Genomic DNA, 18,584 nt, shown 5'->3' on the forward strand with positions numbered 1-18,584 from the left:
TTCCACGCTGCTCCGTTTGCGGATCGACTCCCTTCACTCATGCCATCTCGCCGCGCATCGTTCACTGCGTCCCTGCCCTCCAGGATCTTCTGGGTGCTTGCGACCCTGTTTTGCGCCATTGAGCTTGCAATGCTGGTACTGGCCTACCAGCACACCACCGCCCATCGCCGCCTGTCGGAGCAACTGTCCTTGGTGCGTCAGGGCACGGCGATGGCTTGGCACATTGCGACCGCGCCGGGCCGCGAACCACACACCGAGATCACAGCCAATCCTGCGGTGCGCGACGCACGCCACCGCTGGCTTGAATCCGTACTTCAAGCGCTTGCCGGCGGTGGCCCGGTGCAGACCCTCGAGAGCAATCAGATCAACCTCGCCCCCCTCGAGAACGCAAACGCGCGACGGATCCTGACCGAGGCGCTTGCGCACTGGAACAGTTTCTCCCGCCTTGAAGTCCTCGACCCCGGCTCCTCCGCCGCCGCCAGCGAGCTCTCGGCGGTTGCGCCCACGCTTACGCAACTTGCCCGCCAGCTCGGCCAGGAGCATGAGGAAGCCATTTTGTTGGCCGACCGCCTCGCCGCGCTGGTGATCGTGACGGGCATCGTAGCCTTTGTCGTGATGTGCGCCATCCTGCTGAGGCAGACGCGACGCTCCGAACGATCCGGCCGCTTGATGCGCTCGATGATGAACCAGATCGGTGCGGGCGTATGCATACTGGGCAGCACCAACAAGATCGCCGACGCAAACCGCGCCGCCTGCCGCATGCTCGGCCGCCCACGCAAGGCTTTGCGGGGAAAACGCCTCGAAGACATTCTGACCGAACAGGAAGGCGTCTGGACCGGGGAACGTCCCGACGGAATGCCCCTTGCCATCGAACGGATTCCCGGCACCATCGAAGGCTACACGGGTCCGTTGCGAATCGTCACGCTGCTGGACGTTACGGCCCGCCATCTCACAGCCGAGTGCCTCCAGCATCTCGCCAACCACGACGCCCTCACCAGTCTGCCCAACCGGGGCTTCCTCGAGGGACACTTCAAGAAAGAGCTGGCGCGTTGTACCGGGCAGGGCCTGGTACTCGGCGTCGCGGTCCTGGATCTGGACGGTTTCAAGCCCATCAACGATACCTACGGACACGCGGTGGGCGACGCCCTCCTCGTACAAGTTGCCCAGCGCCTCAGCGCCGCCCTGCGCAACGGCGACGTGATCGCCCGAGTCGGCGGTGACGAGTTCGTGGGCGTCTTCCCCGACATCAACAACCGGGAAAGCCTGCGCTTCCTGGGAGACCGCCTGCTTAGTGTGTTTGCCCACCCTTTCCAGATCCAGGAACACCTGATTCCCCTGGGGGGCAGCATCGGTCTGGCCCTTGCGCCGGGGGATGGCACTGATCAGGACAGCCTGATGCGTGCCGCGGACGCAGCCATGTACCGCGCCAAACAGACGGGCAAGCGGCCGGCCCTGCTCACAAGTGTGGGTGGCACCGGCCGATTGGCCTGACGGCGCCATCAACGCTGCAGCGTGATCGGGTAAACTGGAGGGCCCTGTTGCCTTTCCCCGCGCCTTGTCCTCACACCCTCTTCCCGACGCGAAGACCGACGTGACAGCAGACCCCGCCGAGCCATTCCCGCGCTATTGGGCGGGCATTCCGGCAGCCTTTCTGGCGACCCTGGCGCTGGGCTTGATGCTCGACGGGAGTGACCGGGATCTGTTCATGTTCATCAATGGGGCGAGTACAGGCTGGCTCCCCCCCGCCTTGTGGTCGGCCATCAGCCTGTCCGGATCGGTGCTTGGCATGATCGCCCTGCTTGCCCCAACCCTCAAGACCCAGCCCCGCTGGCTCGCCGCTGCCTTCCTGGCGGCGCCGGTCGGCGTGCTCTTCAGCCAGGGGGGGAAGCGTGTGTTCGATGTGATGCGGCCGGCCGGTGTGCTGGAGCCTGGCAGCTTCCAGCAGATTGGCCAGAAACTCTATGTTCATTCCTTTCCGTCGGGCCATGCCACGACGGCCTTCGTGGTTGCCGCCGTGCTGATCCTCACCTGGCCGCGGCCTGAAACCCGTGGCAGGGCTGCGCTTGCCTTTCTTGCCATGGCAATCCTCATCAGTCTTTCCCGTATCGCCGTCGGTGCCCACTGGCCGCTGGACGTACTGACCGGCGCCGTCGGGGGCTGGATCACCGGCGGCCTCGGCGTATGGCTGTCCGGCCGGATGCGCTTCTGGCAACACCCGGGAGGCCTTCGCGCCATGGCTGCCATTGCACTGGCAAGCAGTCTGGCCATGATCTTCGTAGACCTGGGCTATCCCCAGGCGCGGCTCTACCAGATCGGCCTCGCCGCGTGGGGAATCGGTGGCGCCGCGGCAGCACTGATGCGCGAGCGGGTGTACTGATCGTGAAGATCATCAAACGTTTATTTGCCATCGCGGTCTCGCTCGGGCTCCTGGTCTGGTTGATGTCCGACAACCGCTGGCAAGGGCTGGGCGAAGTGGCCCGCCGTGTCGACGGACTGACCCTGGGCCTCGCTACCGGCGGCTTTCTTCTGTCGTACCTGTTGCGCACCCTGCGGGTCTTCGACGAATTCCGCGCCCAGGCAACAGGGCGCTTTGGCGCTTGCCTGCGCATCGTGCTGATCCACAACGCAATGGTCAATGTGGTTCCCTTCCGGGGGGGCGAGGCGGCCTTTCCGCTGCTCTTGCGGCAGAGCTTTGGCATTGCCCTGCCCCGGGCCGTCGCCTCCCTGTTCTGGTTCCGCCTGCAGGACGCCTTCGTCGTTCTGGCACTGGCAGCCCTCGTCTGGCCAGGGCTGCATCCGGGGCTCAAGGGGCTGGCCGTCACTGGCGTGCTGGCCCTGGCCTGGTGGCTGCCCCGCTGGGCTCGCACACCCCACGATTGGGCGGAAGGCAAGGCCATGACCGCAAAACTGGGCAAGGTTCGTGATGCCTTCGCCGAAAGCACCCGCCACGCCCGTTTCGGCTGGGCTTGGACGCTGGCCAACTGGACGGTCAAGCTCGCCGCCCAGGCAGGCCTGCTGGCAGCCCTGCTCCCCGCAGGCCTTGCCATTGGCGCGGCGGGCGCGCTGGGCGCTGAACTCGCCGCGATCCTGCCGATCCAGGGTGTGGCCGGCTTCGGCACCTACGAGGCGGGCGCCGCGGCAGCCCTCCTGCCCAGCGGCATTCCGCTGGCTGCCGGCCTTCAGGCGGCCCTCGCCCTGCACCTCTTCGTGATCGCCTGCTCGGTCACTGCTGGCGCCATCGCCTGGCTTTTCCCCGCCCCGGCCGCCCATCAAGCGAGCGCAGCCGCGGCGTCCGACTTACAATCCGCCTCGTCCGACGCCGACGGGGCGCAAACCAGAATTTCAGCTGAATAGCCACCATGACCGAATCCACCCTGCACTCTCCGCTTCCTCCGGCCACGCCGGACATTCCGGCTGACCTGCCCCCTCACCGCCTGTCGGTCGTCGTCCCCCTCTATAACGAGGAAGACAACGTGGACCCGCTCCTTGAGCGCATCCACCTGGCCCTCGGCCCCTATCCCTACCCCTGGGAAGTGGTGATCGTTGATGATGGCTCATCCGACAACACGGTGCCCAACCTCGAAAAGGCGGCCCTGCGCTATGGCCCCCACGTGCGCATCGTCGCCCTGATGCGCAACTTCAAGCAGACCGCGGCCATGCAGGCGGGCCTCGACGCGGCCCGCGGCGACGTCATCGTCACCATGGACGGCGACCTCCAGAACGACCCTATCGACATTCCGCGCATGGTCGGCCGCCTGCTGCGCGAAGATCTCGACCTGGTGGCCGGCTGGCGCAAGAACCGCAAGGACGGGATGATCCTGCGCAAGATCCCCTCCAAGATCGCCAACCGCCTGATCGCCCGCATCACCGGCGTGCACCTGCAGGACTACGGCTGCTCCCTCAAGGCCTTCCGCGCCAGCGCCATCAAGAACGTGCGTCTGTATGGCGAGATGCACCGCTTCATCCCGGCCTGGCTGGCCACCGTCACCACCCCGCGCAAGATCGCCCAGGAAGAGGTCACCCACCACGCGCGCATGTTTGGCGAGTCCAAGTACGGCATCTCGCGCACCTTCCGGGTCATTCTCGACCTGATCTTTGTTTACTTCTTCATGCGCTTCCGCACCCGCCCCGGCCACTTCTTTGGTGGCATCGGGCTGGGGCTGGGGGCGCTGGGCATGCTGATCCTCAGCTATCTGGGCCTGCTCAAGCTGTTCACCGGCGCCTCCATCGGCACCCGCCCGATGTTCTTTGGCGGCTTCTTCTTCGTGATTGCCGGCATCCAGATGGTCACCACCGGCGTCCTCGCCGAACTGCTCACCCGGGTGTATTTCGAGTCCGGGCAGAGCCAGGCCTATGTGGCCCGGGACCGTGAAGCCTTGGACGACGGCCAGGGCTGGCGCAGCGGCGACGGCAAGTAGGCGACTCCGCCCATGCCCGGATTCCATCCCGCCGGCGGGCCGCTCGCCGGCAGCCCGCTCGGCCGCCTGATCCTCGCGCTTCCCCTGCTGGCCTTCCTGCTGCGTCTCGGCGGCGCCCCCCTGTTCGACGTGGACGAAGGCGCGTTCTCCGAAGCCACCCGCGAGATGTTCGAGCGGGGTGACTTCCTGTTCACCTACCTCAACGGTGCCCCGCGTTTCGACAAGCCGATCCTGGTCTACTGGCTGCAGTCCATCGGCTACCTGATCTTCGGCGCCAGCGAGTGGGCCTTCCGGCTGCCGTCGGCGGTGGCCGCCATCGTGTGGAGCTACGCCACCTATTTTTTCGCCCGTCGCCGTGTCGGCGAGGATGCGGCCCTGCTCGCGCTGGCCGTGGCCTGTACGGCCCTCGGCCCGTTTGCCATCGGCCGTGCCGCCACCGCCGACGGCCTGCTCAATTGCCTGCTGGCACTGACCCTCTTCGATGTCTGGCGTCACCTGGAAAGCGGCCACCGCGCTCCCCTGCTGCGGGCGTTTGTGTGGATCGGGCTGGGCGCCCTGACCAAAGGGCCGGTCGCCCTGATCGTCCCGGGGACGGTGAGCCTGCTCTACTGCGCCAGCCGCGGAGAGTGGAGGATCTGGTTCCGCACCGTCTTCAACCCCCTTGGCCTACTGATCCTGACGGCCATCGCCGCCCCCTGGTACGCCTACGCCTACGCGCTCCACGGCCAGGACTTCATCGATGGCTTCATCCTGCGCCACAACGTCCAGCGCTTCTCCGGATCGCTGGAAGGCCACGGCGGCAGTGCGTTCTACTATCTGATCGCAGTACCGCTGCTGCTGCTCCCCTGGAGCGGCCTGTTCTTCAACGCTCTGGCCCGGGTCCGCAGCGATGTGCATGATCCGCTACGGCGCTTCCTGTGGATCTGGTTCGGCTTCGTGCTGGCCTTCTTCTCCCTGTCCGGCACCAAGCTGCCCCACTACGTGCTCTACGGCTGCACGCCGTTGTTCATCCTGATCGGGCTGCATGCGGGTGAAGCCCGTCGGGCATGGCCCCACCTGATCGCCCCGGGCCTTCTGCTGCTGCTCTTCCCCCTGCTGCCAAACCTCTTCGATGCGCTGGCCCACAGCAGCCTGGGCGACGGTTTCTACCGCGCCCAGCTGGCACGTGCCTTGGAAGTGGCCGATGGCACCTACATCGCCGCCACGGTCGGCGGCCTGATGGTCTGGCTCGGCATCATGTTCTTCCCCCGGTTCCGGCTCATTCCCAAACTGGTCATCACGGCGGCACTGCAGGTCGCCCTCCTTGCCGGCGTGGTCGTCCCCTATGCGGGCGAGCTGGCACAAGGCCCGGTCAAGGCCGCCGGTCTGAAGGCCCGGGAGCTGGGCGAAGAGGTGATGTTCTGGCGCTTCACCACCGCGCCAAGCTTCAGCGTCTATCGTCAGGCCATCACCCTGAAGGGCAACCCCGAAGCTGGCCAGGTGGCCCTGACCCGCGTCGACCGCCTGCCCACCGATGCGTCGGTGGACATCCTGTTCCGTGAAGGGGGCGTCGCCCTGGTGCGGATCAAGCCATGAACGACCGCAGCTTCGTCGGGCTGCTGGCCCTCATCGCCGCCCTCCTCACCGCCTACCGCATCTGGGTGATCAACCACCTGGGCATCGACTTGTATGTGGATGAGGCCTATTACTGGGGCTGGTCCCAGAACCTGGACTGGGGCTACTACTCCAAGCCGCCGCTGATCGCCGCGCTCATCGCCGCCAGCACTGCCTTGCTCGGCAACGGACTGGTGGCCATCAAGCTGCCCTCCCTGCTGCTCTACCCGGCCACCGCGTTTGCCCTGTATGGGCTGGGCCGCCGTTTGTACTCGCCCCGGGTCGGCTTCTGGGCCGGGCTGTGTTTCCTGTCCATGCCCCTTGTGGCCGCCCTGGGCCTGTTCGTATCCACGGACGCGCCCCTGCTGCTGTGCTGGTCGCTGGCCATGCTCTTCTTGCTGCGGGCCCTGGAGGGAGACGGGTGGGCTGACTGGCTGGCCTGCGGAGCGATGATCGGCATCGGCCTGATGTCCAAGTACACCATGGCCGCCTTTCTGCCTTCTGCGCTGCTACTGATCATCCTCGACCCACGTCATCGGCGCTGGCTGGCTCGCCCCCAGCCGTGGGTGGCCCTGCTGCTTGCACTTGCGGTGCTGTCGCCGAACCTTTACTGGAACTGGGCGCACGACTTCCCCACCTTTCGCCATACCGCCGAGATCACCCGTGTCGGCCACGGTGAGCGTGGTCTGCATCCAGGCCAGTTGGGCGAATTCCTCGGCGCCCAGTGGCTTTCCTTCGGTCCGGTGCTGGGAATACTGCTGGCCTGGGCACTGCTCCGCAGTCGGAGCCTTGCCCGAACACCCGCCCACCGCACGCTGCTGATCTTCATCCTGCCCTTGCTGCTTCTGGTGAGCCTGCAGGCACTCACTGGCCGAGCCAACGGCAACTGGGCTGCGCCTGTCTTCATTGCAGCTTGTCTGCTGGTACCGGCCGTATTCCTGAAGGAGCGTAAGCGCTGGGTCGTCGCAGGCATCGCTTTCAACCTCATCGCGTCCACCGCCGCCTACCACTGGCCGGACCTGGCCCGGGCCACCGGCATTGCGCTGACGGCCAAGAACGATCCCTTCAAGCGCGCCCGCGGCTGGATCAACCTGGCCGATGCGGTGCGCCCGTATCTGGCCGGGCATCCGGGCAGCGTACTGGTGGCCGAAGACCGGGAGCTGATCGCCCACCTGGTCTACCGCCTCCACCCCGCCGAATACGCCGCCTGGCATCCGGGCGGAACGCCCATCGACCACTACGAGCTGATGACCACCCTGCGCGACAAGCGCGGCCGGGACATCATCTACGTCAGCCGAAAGGCCGACATCCCAGACATCGCCCCACACTTCGCATCCAGCGAGAAGCTTGGCAAGGTCGTCGTGCCCATCCACAAGGATTTCCGGCGCGAGGTTCATGTCTTCTTGCTGCGGGATTTCCAGGGTTACTGAACCCTAGCGCCCCGGGCGTCGGAATTCAGCTGACTCAAACAAAAAACCGACCGGTCTTGCGACCGGTCGGTTTTTTTGCAGGACGACAGACTGCTTACTTGGCAGCCAGTGCGGTCTTGATCTGCTCGAGGGTCGAAGGATCCTCGATGGTGGTCAGATCACCCGGATCACGGCCCTCGGCCAGCGCCTGGATGGAGCGACGCAGCATCTTGCCGGAGCGGGTCTTGGGCAGACCGGAGATAAAGTGCACCCGAGCCGGACGGGCAATGGCGCCGAGGCTGCCATCCACCAGCTTCATGACAGCCTTTTCGAGATCGGCCACTTTCTCCGGGGTGTCCACCGAGGCCGGATCCTTGACCACGGCGAAGGCCATGGGCATCTGACCCTTGAGCTGATCGGCCACACCGACGACGGCCACTTCGGCAATAGCCGGGTGAGCCTGGACAGCCTCTTCGATTTCACGGGTACCGAGGCGATGACCGGCAACGTTGATCACATCATCGGTACGGCCAAGGATCTTGTAGTAGCCGGCGTCGTCCTTGATGCCCCAGTCGAAGCTGGAATAAACCAGCGGCTCCTGGAACAGGGTGAAGTAGGTGGACACGAAGCGCTTGTCGTCACCCCACACGGTGGACAGGCAGCCCGGCGGCAGCGGCGGAACCACGCCGACGATGCCCTTTTCGTTGGGGCCGCATTCGGAACCGTCGTCGCGGAACAGACGCACATCGTAGCCATACACCGGGAAGCCTGGGGAGCCAAGCTGCACTTCCTGCTTCTCGACACCAGGCATCAGGGACAGCATGGCCCAGCCGGTCTCGGTCTGCCAGTAATGGTCGATGACCTGAATGCCCAGCTCGTCCATCATCCACTTGTGGGAGGTTTCATCCATCGGCTCGCCGGCGCAGTAGAGGGCGCGCAGCTTGGACAGGTCGTATTTCTTGAGGAAAGCCGGGTCCTGCTTCTTGAGCACGCGGATGGCGGTCGGCGCGCTGAACATCACGGTGACTTCCTGATCCTGACAGATCTTCCACCAGATGCCGGCATCGGGACGCAGCGGCGTGCCTTCGTACATGATCGTGGCCATGCCGTTGATCAGCGGGCCATAGATGATGTAGCTGTGACCCACCACCCAGCCGATGTCGGAGGTGGAGAAGAAGGTCTCGCCGGGGTTGCCGCAGTAGATGTGCTTCATTGAAGCCGCGAGGGCCACGGCATAGCCACCGGTGTCGCGCTGCACGCCCTTGGGCTTGCCAGTGGTGCCGGAGGTGTACAGGATGTAGCTGGGTTCGGAGGACTCAAGCCAGGTGACGGGAACCTGGGCATCCATGTGCTTGGCACGCAGGGTGGCGTAATCGACGTCACGGCCGACGACAACGTTCATGTCCTTGTCGAGGCCACGATTGACCATCAGCACGGCGGCGGGCTTGTGCTCGGCCAAGCCGATGGCTTCGTCCAGCAGGTGCTTGTAGGGAACCGGGCGGCCGCCGCGCATGCCGGCGTCGGAGGAGACGATCACGGTCGGCTTGGCATCGTCGATGCGGGTGGCCAGGGAGTGGGAGGCAAAGCCACCGAACACCACCGAGTGGATCGCGCCAATGCGGGTGCAGGCCAGCATTGCGAAGCAGGCTTCGGCAATCATCGGCATGTAGATCAGGACGCGGTCGCCCTTCTTGACGCCCAGCTCCTGGTAGATCGCCGCCATGCGCATGACCTCGGTGCGCAGCTCGGAAAAGGAGTAGATCTTTTCTTCGTCGGTCTCGGTGGAGATGTAGACCAGGGCCTTGCCGTTGGGGTTGGTTTCCGCGTGGCGGTCAACCGCGTTGTAGCAGAGGTTGGTTTCGCCGCCGACGAACCACTTGACGAAAGGCGGCTTGGAAAAATCGTAGACCTCTTCGGGTTGCTTGTTCCAGTGGATCAGTTGTGCCTGCTCTCCCCAGAAGCCGTTACGGTCTTCGACGGAGCGCTTGTGAAATTCCTTGTATGAAGCCATGGGTTCCTCTCCCTTTTTCGAATAGTCAAACCACTACGTTGGTTGGCGATGCGTCGTTGCGCCCGCCTAGTTATTCGCCTTTGGGTGCTGCACTCACCAGACCGGTTTCTGCAACGCGCGCGAGGGTGGCGAGCGGCAGACCGGAAGGGAATTCGGATTCTATCAATTCCAGCAAGGGCAAGAGCGTCCGTATGGCATCGGGGAGCTGCCTGCGCAAACCGGGGTCGAGCCCGGCCGTGCGTAACTGAAGAAGGTACTGGTCGATGCTGACCGGCGCTCGGACCGGTACGCTGGCCATCTCGGGGGTAACTTCTCCCTTCGCCCCCATCACGCGATTGCCACCCTCGGCCCTGCCCACGGCAATGCGCTGCATTGCAACACCGATCAGGTGGCTGACCGTTTGGGTCCTGCCAGGCTCAGCGGCCGCCAAACCAATGGTGATCTGAATGCGGATACGCTCCTCACGGTAGGTCATCACAATGTGATCGATGGCCGTCCGAAGACGCATGGCGAAGGCGCAAGCGCCGTCCATGTTGGTGGCCGGAGAGACGATCACGAAGCGGGCCGGCGCCAGTTCGGCAACCGTGTCTTCCTGCCGTAGCTTGGTGGCGAGAATCTTGGACAACTTGCGATTGACCAACTGGGCCACATGGGCCCCATAGCGGGCGATCAGGCTATCGAACTGGTCAATCTCGATGACCATCACCGAGAGATCCCCATGGCGCCGATGGGCCAGAGACAGCTCCTGGGCTGCGTGATAGTGGAGATAGGACGGAGTGGCCAGCCCGGATGCAGGATCGGTCGGGCTGACAGTGGCGAGGGCGGCCCTGCTTTCCTCCAGATCACGCTGGGTTCTGGCCAACTGGGTCAGGGCTTCGAGGCGCGCCAGCAACTCCACATTTCCGATGCTCTTGGAAATGAAGTCGGTGGCCCCCGCACTCTTCGCCTTGACCCGCACATCCGGCTCGTCATCGCCGGAGATGACCACCACCGGGAGAGTGTTGATACGGGAAATGCGGCTCTTGCGGATGCGCTCGAGCAATCCGTAGCCATCCAGGCGGGGCATACCAATATCGGTGATCACCGCCTGGATGGTGGGGTCCACCATCAGCGTCTGCCAGCCAGCCTCGCCATCCGCCTCTTCCCGCACTTCGAAGCGGTCCCGCACATGCCGGATGATGGACGCACGCACCATCCGTGAATCATCAATGATCAAGACCCGTGGCAGGGCCTGATCGCTTTCGTCATTCATGCTGGACTCGCTGGGAAGAGACTTCAGCCATTAACGGCAATCACGGTGCGCCCCTTGACCCGACCGGCGATGAAGTCGTCGAACACGCCGGGGAGTTCGGAGAAAGGCACCGTGCGGGTCATCTGTTCCAGGTGCCGGGGCTTCAGGTCGGTGGCGAGACGCTCCCAGACACGGGAGCGCGTCGGAAAGCCCATGTAGCCAGAGTCGATACCGAGCAGACTGACTCCGCGCAGGATGAAAGGAAAGACGGTAGTCGGCAGGCTGATGCTCTGAGCGTTGCCAATGCTGGCCACCGTGCCAGCCTGTTTCATCGTGGACAGTACCCAGGCAAGGATGTCCCCGCCGACGTTATCGACGGCCCCCGCCCACAAGCCTGCGTCCAACGGGCGTGTCTTTGCAGGATCGATGGTGTCGCGCAGACGAATCTCCTGCGCGCCCAGATCCTTCAGATAGGCCTCCTCATGGGGCTTGCCCGTCAGGGCGACCACGTGATACCCCAACCCTGCCAGCATATCGATAGCCAGACCGCCGACACCTCCGCTGGCACCGGTCACGATCACCGGGCCGTTTTCAGGTCGCAATCCGTTGTCTTCCATGCGGACCACGCCAAGGGCAGCCGTAAACCCCGCGGTCCCGAGAGCCATCGAATCAAACAGGGAAAGGCCGGCCGGAAGAGACACAACCCAAGCAGACGGAATACGCGCGTATTCGGCATAGCCCCCATGGTGCGCGACACCGATGTCAAAACTCGTGGCGATGACCTCGTCCCCGGCCTTGAAACGCGGATCGGTACTCTCGACGACCGTACCGGAAAGATCGATGCCGCCAACGCAGGGAAAGCGGCGAATGATCTTGCCGGCACCCGTTGCCGCCAACGCATCCTTGTAATTCACGCTCGAGTAGGCCACCTTGATAAGAACCTCACCGGCGTCGAGCGCATCGACGGAAAGCGTTTCCATGGCGGAACAAACCTTGCGGTTCTCATCCTGACGGATCACGAAAGCCTTGAAGGGGGTAACGACGCTGGACATGCTCTTCTCCTCTTGATCTGGCGCCGGATTGGCGCTTCTGTTGTTAGTCGCTCAATTATAGCCCTGGCACTCGCCAAGCATCCGGGCTGCGACCCGACACCTCAATCCCGCGGCATTCGTGCCGTAAATGGAGTCACCACCCGCCGGAAGAAGACCATGGCCCTGATCAACCAAGCCTTTGACACCCTTGATGCCTACGTGGCGTTTTTCGGCAACGAACCCATCCCTGTCCTCAAGCACACGGTCAAGGAACTCCAGACAATGCGGGAACAGGAGGAAAGCATCAACGGGCGCACAGTGGCAGCATTGGTATTGAGCGATCCAATGATGACCCTGAAGGTACTGATCCATATTGAGGCCCACCGCAAGGCCCGGCAGAACCACGACATCACCACGATCGAGCGCGCCATCATGATGATGGGCATCTCGCCCTTCCTGCGGGAGTTCTCCGACCTGCCCACGGTAGAAAGTCAGATAGAAGCACACCCGAGAGCGCTGGTCGGCGTACTCAAAGTGATTGGCCGGGCGCGTCGGGCAGCGCGCTATGCGAGAGACTGGGCGATACTCAGGCATGACCTCGATGTGGACGAAATCACCGTCGCAGCCCTTCTGCTGGAAGTCACCGACATATTGTGCTGGAGCTTTGCCCCAAGCCTGACCCTCCAGGTATACGAAAGCCAGCGCCTTGACCGCAGCCTGCGCTCCAGTTCTGCCCAGCGCGCAGTATTCAATTTCTCGGCTCGGGAACTGCAACTGGCGCTCGTCCGGCAATGGCATCTGCCCGAACTGTTGATATCCATGATGGACGAACGGCAGATCCAAAACCCCCGTGTGCGAACGGTTCAGCTCGCCAACAGCCTGGCACGGCACACGGCCCAAGGCTGGGATAACGCGGCCATCCCGGATGATCTTGCCGCCATCGAGGCACTCCTCCATATTGGCCGGGAGAGCCTGCTTCATCGCCTTTCGGTGCCCCATGAAGCCATGGAGCCCCTGCTCCAGGCGGGTGGGCGACCGGAAGGTGCACTTCCCCCCAGCGTCTGAAGGAGCCTATTGACCTGCGGCCCGTGACTCCAGTTCCTCCCAGCGCTGCATTGCACTTTCAAGCTCGGCCTCAAGGGTCTGCAATCGACTGTTCAGCTCGGGAAGCTCCTGGGCACAATCCCGATAGGTCGCCGGATCATTGAGACGGGCCTGAATCTGTGCCTGCTCGGACTCCACCCGGGCTATACGATCCGGCAAGGCTTCCAGTTCCCGCTGCTCCTTCCAGCTAAGCTTGACCGGCTTTGCGGGCACTGCGGCGGGAGCGGGAGCTTCCTTTTTCACAGGCGAGGCTTTTGGCGTGACGGGCAAGCTCGTCGCCACGCCTGACTTTCGAGCCCGCAGCCAATCGTCATAGCCCCCGGCATATTCCTTCCAATTCCCCTCCCCCTCGGCCGCAATCACTTGGGTGACCACGTTGTCCAGGAAGGCCCGGTCGTGGCTGACCAGGAACACCGTACCGTCATACTGCGCCAGCAGGTCCTCCAGCAGATCAAGCGTCTCGATATCCAGATCGTTGGTCGGCTCATCGAGGACGAGCACATTGGCGGGGCGGGCAAACAGCCGCGCCAGCAAGAGACGATTGCGCTCCCCGCCGGACAGGGACTTCATCGGTGAACGCGCACGCTGGGGAGAAAACAGGAAATCCCCGAGGTAGCCGATGATATGGGTGCGATGACCAGCAATCTCCACGTAGTCCGACCCAGGGCTGATGACTTCCGTTAACGGCGCTTCCGGATCAAGCTGGGCACGCAGCTGATCGAAGTACGCCACAGTCTGGCGGGTACCGCGGCGAATACGGCCTTCATCGGGCTCAAGCTCGCCGAGAATCAGTTTGAGCAGGGTGGTCTTTCCCGCGCCGTTCGGACCGATCAGGCCAATCCGGTCACCACGCAGGATACGGGTGGAGAAGTCGCGCACAATCTGGCGCGCGCCGAAAGTCTTAACCACGTGCTCCAGCTCGGCCACCATCTGACCGCTCCCCTCGCCCCTGTCCAAAGCCAGCTTGACGTTGCCAAAGCGATCACGGCGTGCGCTGCGTTCCCGGCGCAAGGCCTCAAGACGCCGCACTCGCCCTTCATTGCGTGTCCGGCGCGCTTCCACGCCTTTGCGGATCCAGACCTCCTCCTGGGCCAGCAGCTTGTCGAAGCGGGCGTTGGCCTTCTCCTCCGCTTCCAAGTGCTCCGCCTTGCGCGCGAGATACTCGGAGAAGCGCCCCGGAAAGCTGGCCAGCACGCCCCGATCAAGCTCCACGATGCGGGTGGCCACATGATCGAGGAAGACTCGGTCGTGGGTGATCACCACCACAGCCCCCGGAAAATCGCGAATCAGCTCCTCCAACCACAGGATGCCGTCAATATCCAGGTGATTGGTCGGCTCATCAAGCAACAGCATCTCGGGCTCGCCAACCAGTGCGCGGGCCAGCGCAACGCGCTTGATACCGCCCCCGGAAAGGCTGCCTACTTGAGCGTCACCCGCCAAACGCAACTGGGCAAGAACCTGCTCAACCCGCTGTTCAAGACGCCAGGCCTGGGCATCCTCGACACGATGTTGAACCTCTTCAAGGCGTGCGAGCGCCGCCTCACTGCCGTCCTCCGCCACCGCCACCATTGCTGCGTGGTAATCCACCAAGAGCCTCGCGACATCCCCGAGACCGTCGGCCACCGTTTCAAAGACAGTTCTCCCCAGCGGAAAATCAGCCTCTTGGGGAACGTAGGCCACCCGCGCGCCAGGCTGGCGCCAGAGCCGACCATCATCCAGCGCTGCCTGACCCGCCAGCGCCTTCAGCAGGCTTGATTTCCCACTGCCATTGCGCCCGATCAGCGCAACGCGCTCTCCGGAATCAAGCTGAAAAGCCGCCTTGTCGAGCAGGGCGACATGTCCAAAGGCAAGGCAGGCATCGTCGAGGGTGATCAGTGGCATGGGCGGCGTCGGGCAATGCGGAAAGCTCGCGATTCTACTCCGCCCCATCGCTCGCCCGGCGCCACCATTCAAGGCAGGTGCACAAATGGCGGGCTGTCCGAGGGAAGTTGTGGTTAGGCGATACGCTGTTCGCCCACTTTGCGACAGCAATCACGGTCGAGCTGAAGGACGCCTCACGAATGAGTTGACTTGATGCCGCCCCATCTGTCTAATACGAATTGTTCTCATTATACTTAGCATTGACGTGAACACACCGCCTTCACCTGTGAATCCGCCCAAGCCCGACTCCGCTCCCCCGCTACACCGGGGATTGATCGAGGCACCGATCTGCAGCAAGGACTTGTTCAATGACCGAACCTGCGTTTACATTGAGCACGAAGGCATGCTTTATGCTCTTCGAGCCACACGCGCGGGAAAACTGATTCTGACGAAGTGATGGATATGGCCAAGTCCCTGATCTGTGAAGGCTTGCAACACAATCACGCCAGTATTGGGGCGTCCATCGCCGCTTGAAGGAAATACGACAATGTATGTTTGCGTCTGTCGAGCAGTAACCGAGAAACACATTGAGTCCGCAGTCAATGCGGGAGCCCGCCGTCTGAGAGACCTCCGGACACAGCTTGGCGTTACGGAAGAGTGCGGACGTTGCGCAAAGTGTGCGAAACAGTGCCTGGAGGACGCCGTCGGACAGCAGTGCGCCCCCGATACCCACCCGACCTGCGGCCCGGTTTCATTCCAACTCCAGGAAGCCGCCTGAATCAGGCCCCCAAGACAGCAAACGCGAGGCCCGGCGAAGACCGGGCCTTTTGTTTAGGTCCACACGACGCCATCCGCTTGCGTGGCGCGAGCGAAAAAAAGCCCTTCCCCGGAAGGAGGAAGGGCTTGCATGCTGCACCGGTGACGCCAGTGCGCGGGATGACAATCAGCGGTCAGCGGTCAGCTGGGCGATGAATGCGGCTTCCTTATCGGCGGGGAAAGCATGCTCGGCCAGCACACGCTGCACGGCACGGGGATCACTGCCATTGCCTGCAACCGTAAACTCGATGCCAAGGGTACGACCATTTGCCGCAAGGGTCATGAAGGCACTGCGCCAACGCTGGGACTCTGCCAGCCGCTCCCGCACTTCAACTTCATTGCGGATAACCACGCCCGCCGCCTTGAGGGAATCCAGAAACTCTGCGTAGGACTCGTTGCAATAACTGCCCATCGACTTCTCCTGTGAAAACCGGCGATTTCGCGCCTGTGAGTCCTTAACGCCAAGCTCAACGAGCGGGATGACACGATTTCAAACTTTTTTTCGAATCACTACTGCGATATTTCCATCTGCAAGGCAGCAGCCCCGTCCCACTGGACCACGCTGTGGATCAACGCACGCCCGGCAAGGCCAGAAACACACGGCAGCGCTTTCGAGCACGGATGTGTCCAGTAACGGAACAGGTTGGCAGATCTTGAATATCGTGAGCAGCCTTGCTCGGAAACTCAGCCCGCGAGATACCCCAGAATGGGTTGGAGCATGGCCTCACCAAGCCGCTTGCTGCGTTCGCCATTCCAGCCGACGACGCCATCGGGCAGATTGAAGTTGTCTTTAAAGGGCATTTCCAGGGTCAAGGATACGCAGCCGAAGCGATAGGCGACCCACTTGGAGGCAAGGGTCAGCAACTCATCCCTGAAGCGGCCGCTGAGATAGCCGTGCTCGGTCTGGAAATCCGGGCTGGCCGCTCGGAAGGCGTCCACGAATCGGGACTGTCGCTCCCGCTGTGCATCGGAGAAGCCGGGCACCTCCTCGGCAGTGGAAAAGAACACATACGGAAGCGCCTCATCGCCATGTATGTCGAGAAAGAGCCCGACCCCACTCTCCTCCATGGCCTGCCTCACCAGCAACACCTCTGGGCTGCGCTCCGCACTGGGTGCACTCCATTCGCGATTGAGGTTGGCGCCGGCCGCATTGGTGCGCAGATTGCCGCGAATCGCCCCGTCGGGGTTCATGTTGGGAACGATGTACAGCACGGCCTTCTCGCGAATACGACGGGCCACCGGATCCGTGCCATCAAGCAGGCGATCAAGGAGCCCCTCGACAAACCACTCAGCCATGCTCTCGCCGGGATGCTGGCGCGCAATGATCCATACGGGAACCTTGCCCGGCGCCGGGCGGCCGACAGTAACAAGATCCAGATCACGACCCTCCAGGGTGGCCCCCAGATTGCTGACCGACGCATAGGGCGACATTTCGACACGGCCGAGCAGATCCAGGTGGCGCTCGTGGGAATAGGGCTCAAAGTACGCGAAGTAGATGCTGTTGCGCTCGGGCGTGTGCTCGACAATGAGCTGGCCATTCTCATAGCGGGTACTGCGGATCCGGAACCAGTTTCGACGATCATAGGAGGCCACACAGCGGTAGTCAGGCCAGCCATCCGGATAGGCCGCTTCTGCAGCGTTTTCGAAGACAAGTCGCACGGCCTGCCCCGCAGCGCCGTGAAGCCGGAAGTGGAACCACTGGCGGAACGGGGCATCGCCCCATACACCTTGGTCGGCACGTAGACGCAGGCGGATATCGCCAGGCATTTCCAGGGACTGCACCTCGATGGCGCCGGAGTCGAAATTGCTGCTGATACGAAGAGGCATGATGGTTGTGCTCAGACTGGGAGATGATTCAAGGCATATAGGCCGACGCCAATGAGGCCCCCGACAAAGGTGCCATTGAGACGGATGAACTGCAAATCGCGGCCGACGCTGACCTCGATCTCCCGCACCAGATCCTCGTCACTCCATGCCTTGACCGTCGCCGCGATATGCCCCGCCAGACTGTCGCGAAGTTCCGGCGCGAGACTTTCCACCGTCCGTTCGAGATGCTCATTGAACGATTCGCGCAGGGCCGTGTTTTCCGAAAGACTGGCCCCCAGGGCCATGGCAGCCGAGGCTATCTGGCGCCGCAACCGTGAGTCTGGACGCCGAATGTCCCGAATCATCCATGCCCGCAGATCTTCCCACAGTTCCCGCAGGTAGATGCCAACTGCCGGATGCGCGAGGAAATCGCGCTTGGCTTGGTCCACCCGGGCACGGAAGCCGGCATCATGGGCAAGGCGCCGAATGTAGTCCGCGACCAGGGCGTCAAAAGCCTGACGGCGAGGATGAGCAGGATCCTGCGCTATTTCCTGAAGCAGGCCATGCACCCCGGCAATGATGCCCGCCGATACGCGCTCACCCAGTTCAACCGGATTGATGCCGACCAGCCCCAGTGTCGCAACGACCTTTGGGTACTCCCGGCCGGCCACGTCGACGATCATGCTCGCAAAGCCCTGGCGCACGCCCGGTTCGTCAAGCCACGCGTAAAGCCGCTGCAGCCCTTCGTCGAGCAGCGCCTGATGGCGCCCGTGCTCCGTCATCGCATCGAGCAGGCGACCGATGCCGTCAGCCATGTCGAGGCTGCCAGCGCGTCGGCGCAAGGCATGGAGAAAGAGCCGGCGCACCCGCGGATCGTCCATAAAATCCACTGACTCGGCGAAGACCACCACCAGCCTCCCGGCCAGCAGATCGGCGTTGGCCGGCTGACGCAGCCATGCTGCCAGCCGGTCGGCCGGCGCAGCGGCCCGCAGCCGGGCCACTAGGGAGCCCGTATCCAGGAAGCGATCGCGAATGAAGGCCGCCAGATTGTCGGCGAGACGCGCCTTGTTCCGCGGCAGGATCGCAGTATGGGGAATGGGAAGACCGAGCGGATGACGAAAGAGTGCGACCACCGCGAACCAATCCGCCAGGGCGCCAATCAGCGCCGCTTCAGCAAAGGCGCCGATCCAGTTCCAGCCCTGGCTGCGGGCCAGCACGAGAAGCACGGCCACCGCCACCAGCACGGCAGTCGCCAGCGCCTTCATGCGGGCAAGGCTGCTTATCTTGTCGGGGTCTGCCACGCCG

Annotated in this window: 16 protein-coding genes; 9 read left to right on the forward strand and 7 right to left on the reverse strand. The window is 63.4% G+C overall.

Annotated elements, in window-relative coordinates; translation table 11 throughout:
* The first annotated feature begins 93 nt into the window (after nt 1-93).
* The 6 genes from J0L98_RS06875 to J0L98_RS06900 all read left to right on the forward strand — a co-directional run bounded on the left by J0L98_RS06875 (nt 94) and on the right by J0L98_RS06900 (nt 7,441).
* Nucleotides 94-1,491, forward strand: a complete 1,398-nt coding sequence (locus J0L98_RS06875; RefSeq protein WP_296410866.1) for a sensor domain-containing diguanylate cyclase — start codon at nt 94-96, stop codon at nt 1,489-1,491.
* Nucleotides 1,492-1,591: 100 nt separating this feature from the next.
* A complete protein-coding gene (locus J0L98_RS06880; RefSeq protein WP_296410868.1) occupies nt 1,592-2,377 on the forward strand; it encodes a phosphatase PAP2 family protein in 786 nt (261 codons plus the stop codon).
* 2 nt (nt 2,378-2,379) lie between these two features.
* On the forward strand, nt 2,380-3,354 hold the full coding sequence (locus tag J0L98_RS06885) for a lysylphosphatidylglycerol synthase domain-containing protein (RefSeq protein WP_296410870.1): 975 nt from the start codon (nt 2,380-2,382) through the stop codon (nt 3,352-3,354).
* Between the two features lie 5 nt (nt 3,355-3,359).
* A complete protein-coding gene (locus tag J0L98_RS06890; RefSeq protein WP_296410871.1) occupies nt 3,360-4,418 on the forward strand; it encodes a glycosyltransferase family 2 protein in 1,059 nt (352 codons plus the stop codon).
* Nucleotides 4,419-4,430: 12 nt separating this feature from the next.
* Nucleotides 4,431-5,993, forward strand: a complete 1,563-nt coding sequence (locus J0L98_RS06895; RefSeq protein ID WP_296410873.1) for a glycosyltransferase family 39 protein — start codon at nt 4,431-4,433, stop codon at nt 5,991-5,993.
* Nucleotides 5,990-7,441: a glycosyltransferase family 39 protein gene (locus J0L98_RS06900; protein WP_296410874.1), complete on the forward strand. Its 1,452-nt coding sequence runs from the start codon at nt 5,990-5,992 to the stop codon at nt 7,439-7,441. The genes J0L98_RS06895 and J0L98_RS06900 overlap by 4 nt, the downstream gene beginning before the upstream one ends.
* Before the next feature lie 94 nt (nt 7,442-7,535).
* Here J0L98_RS06900 and J0L98_RS06905 read toward each other — a convergent pair whose 3' ends face one another.
* The 3 genes from J0L98_RS06905 to J0L98_RS06915 form a co-directional block, all read right to left on the reverse strand.
* Nucleotides 7,536-9,431: a propionate--CoA ligase gene (locus J0L98_RS06905; protein ID WP_296410875.1), complete on the reverse strand. Its 1,896-nt coding sequence runs from the start codon at nt 9,429-9,431 to the stop codon at nt 7,536-7,538.
* Between the two features lie 70 nt (nt 9,432-9,501).
* Nucleotides 9,502-10,683 carry a response regulator gene (locus J0L98_RS06910; RefSeq protein WP_296410876.1) on the reverse strand — a complete coding sequence of 394 codons (1,182 nt, stop codon included), beginning with the start codon at nt 10,681-10,683 and terminating at the stop codon, nt 9,502-9,504.
* Between the two features lie 23 nt (nt 10,684-10,706).
* Nucleotides 10,707-11,714, reverse strand: coding sequence for an oxidoreductase (locus J0L98_RS06915; RefSeq protein ID WP_296410877.1), 1,008 nt, complete (start codon nt 11,712-11,714; stop codon nt 10,707-10,709).
* 156 nt (nt 11,715-11,870) lie between these two features.
* Between J0L98_RS06915 and J0L98_RS06920 the strand changes: the two genes are divergently transcribed.
* Nucleotides 11,871-12,758, forward strand: coding sequence for an HDOD domain-containing protein (locus J0L98_RS06920; protein WP_296410879.1), 888 nt, complete (start codon nt 11,871-11,873; stop codon nt 12,756-12,758).
* A 6-nt stretch (nt 12,759-12,764) separates the two neighbouring features.
* Here the strand turns inward: J0L98_RS06920 and J0L98_RS06925 are convergent, their stop codons facing one another.
* Complete coding sequence (locus J0L98_RS06925; protein ID WP_296410881.1) at nt 12,765-14,678, reverse strand: ATP-binding cassette domain-containing protein; 1,914 nt, start codon at nt 14,676-14,678, stop codon at nt 12,765-12,767.
* Nucleotides 14,679-14,943: 265 nt separating this feature from the next.
* Between J0L98_RS06925 and J0L98_RS06930 the strand changes: the two genes are divergently transcribed.
* Together J0L98_RS06930 and J0L98_RS06935 are read left to right on the forward strand one after the other, a co-directional pair.
* Nucleotides 14,944-15,114 (forward strand): hemin uptake protein HemP, encoded by a 171-nt coding sequence (locus tag J0L98_RS06930; protein WP_296410882.1) that lies wholly within the window; start codon nt 14,944-14,946, stop codon nt 15,112-15,114.
* Between the two features lie 90 nt (nt 15,115-15,204).
* Entirely contained in the window at nt 15,205-15,435 is a 231-nt protein-coding gene (locus tag J0L98_RS06935; protein ID WP_296410884.1) for a (2Fe-2S)-binding protein, read from the forward strand.
* A 165-nt stretch (nt 15,436-15,600) separates the two neighbouring features.
* Here the strand turns inward: J0L98_RS06935 and J0L98_RS06940 are convergent, their stop codons facing one another.
* The 3 genes from J0L98_RS06940 to J0L98_RS06950 all read right to left on the reverse strand — a co-directional run bounded on the left by J0L98_RS06940 (nt 15,601) and on the right by J0L98_RS06950 (nt 18,580).
* Nucleotides 15,601-15,885 (reverse strand): hypothetical protein, encoded by a 285-nt coding sequence (locus J0L98_RS06940; protein WP_296410885.1) that lies wholly within the window; start codon nt 15,883-15,885, stop codon nt 15,601-15,603.
* A gap of 272 nt (nt 15,886-16,157) precedes the next feature.
* Entirely contained in the window at nt 16,158-17,300 is a 1,143-nt protein-coding gene (locus tag J0L98_RS06945; protein ID WP_296410886.1) for a M14-type cytosolic carboxypeptidase, read from the reverse strand.
* 11 nt (nt 17,301-17,311) lie between these two features.
* Complete coding sequence (locus tag J0L98_RS06950) at nt 17,312-18,580, reverse strand: DUF445 domain-containing protein (protein WP_296410888.1); 1,269 nt, start codon at nt 18,578-18,580, stop codon at nt 17,312-17,314.
* Nucleotides 18,581-18,584: the final 4 nt, after the last annotated feature.

The organism is Zoogloea sp. (assembly GCF_017302315.1).
Lineage (GTDB): Bacteria > Pseudomonadota > Gammaproteobacteria > Burkholderiales > Rhodocyclaceae > Zoogloea.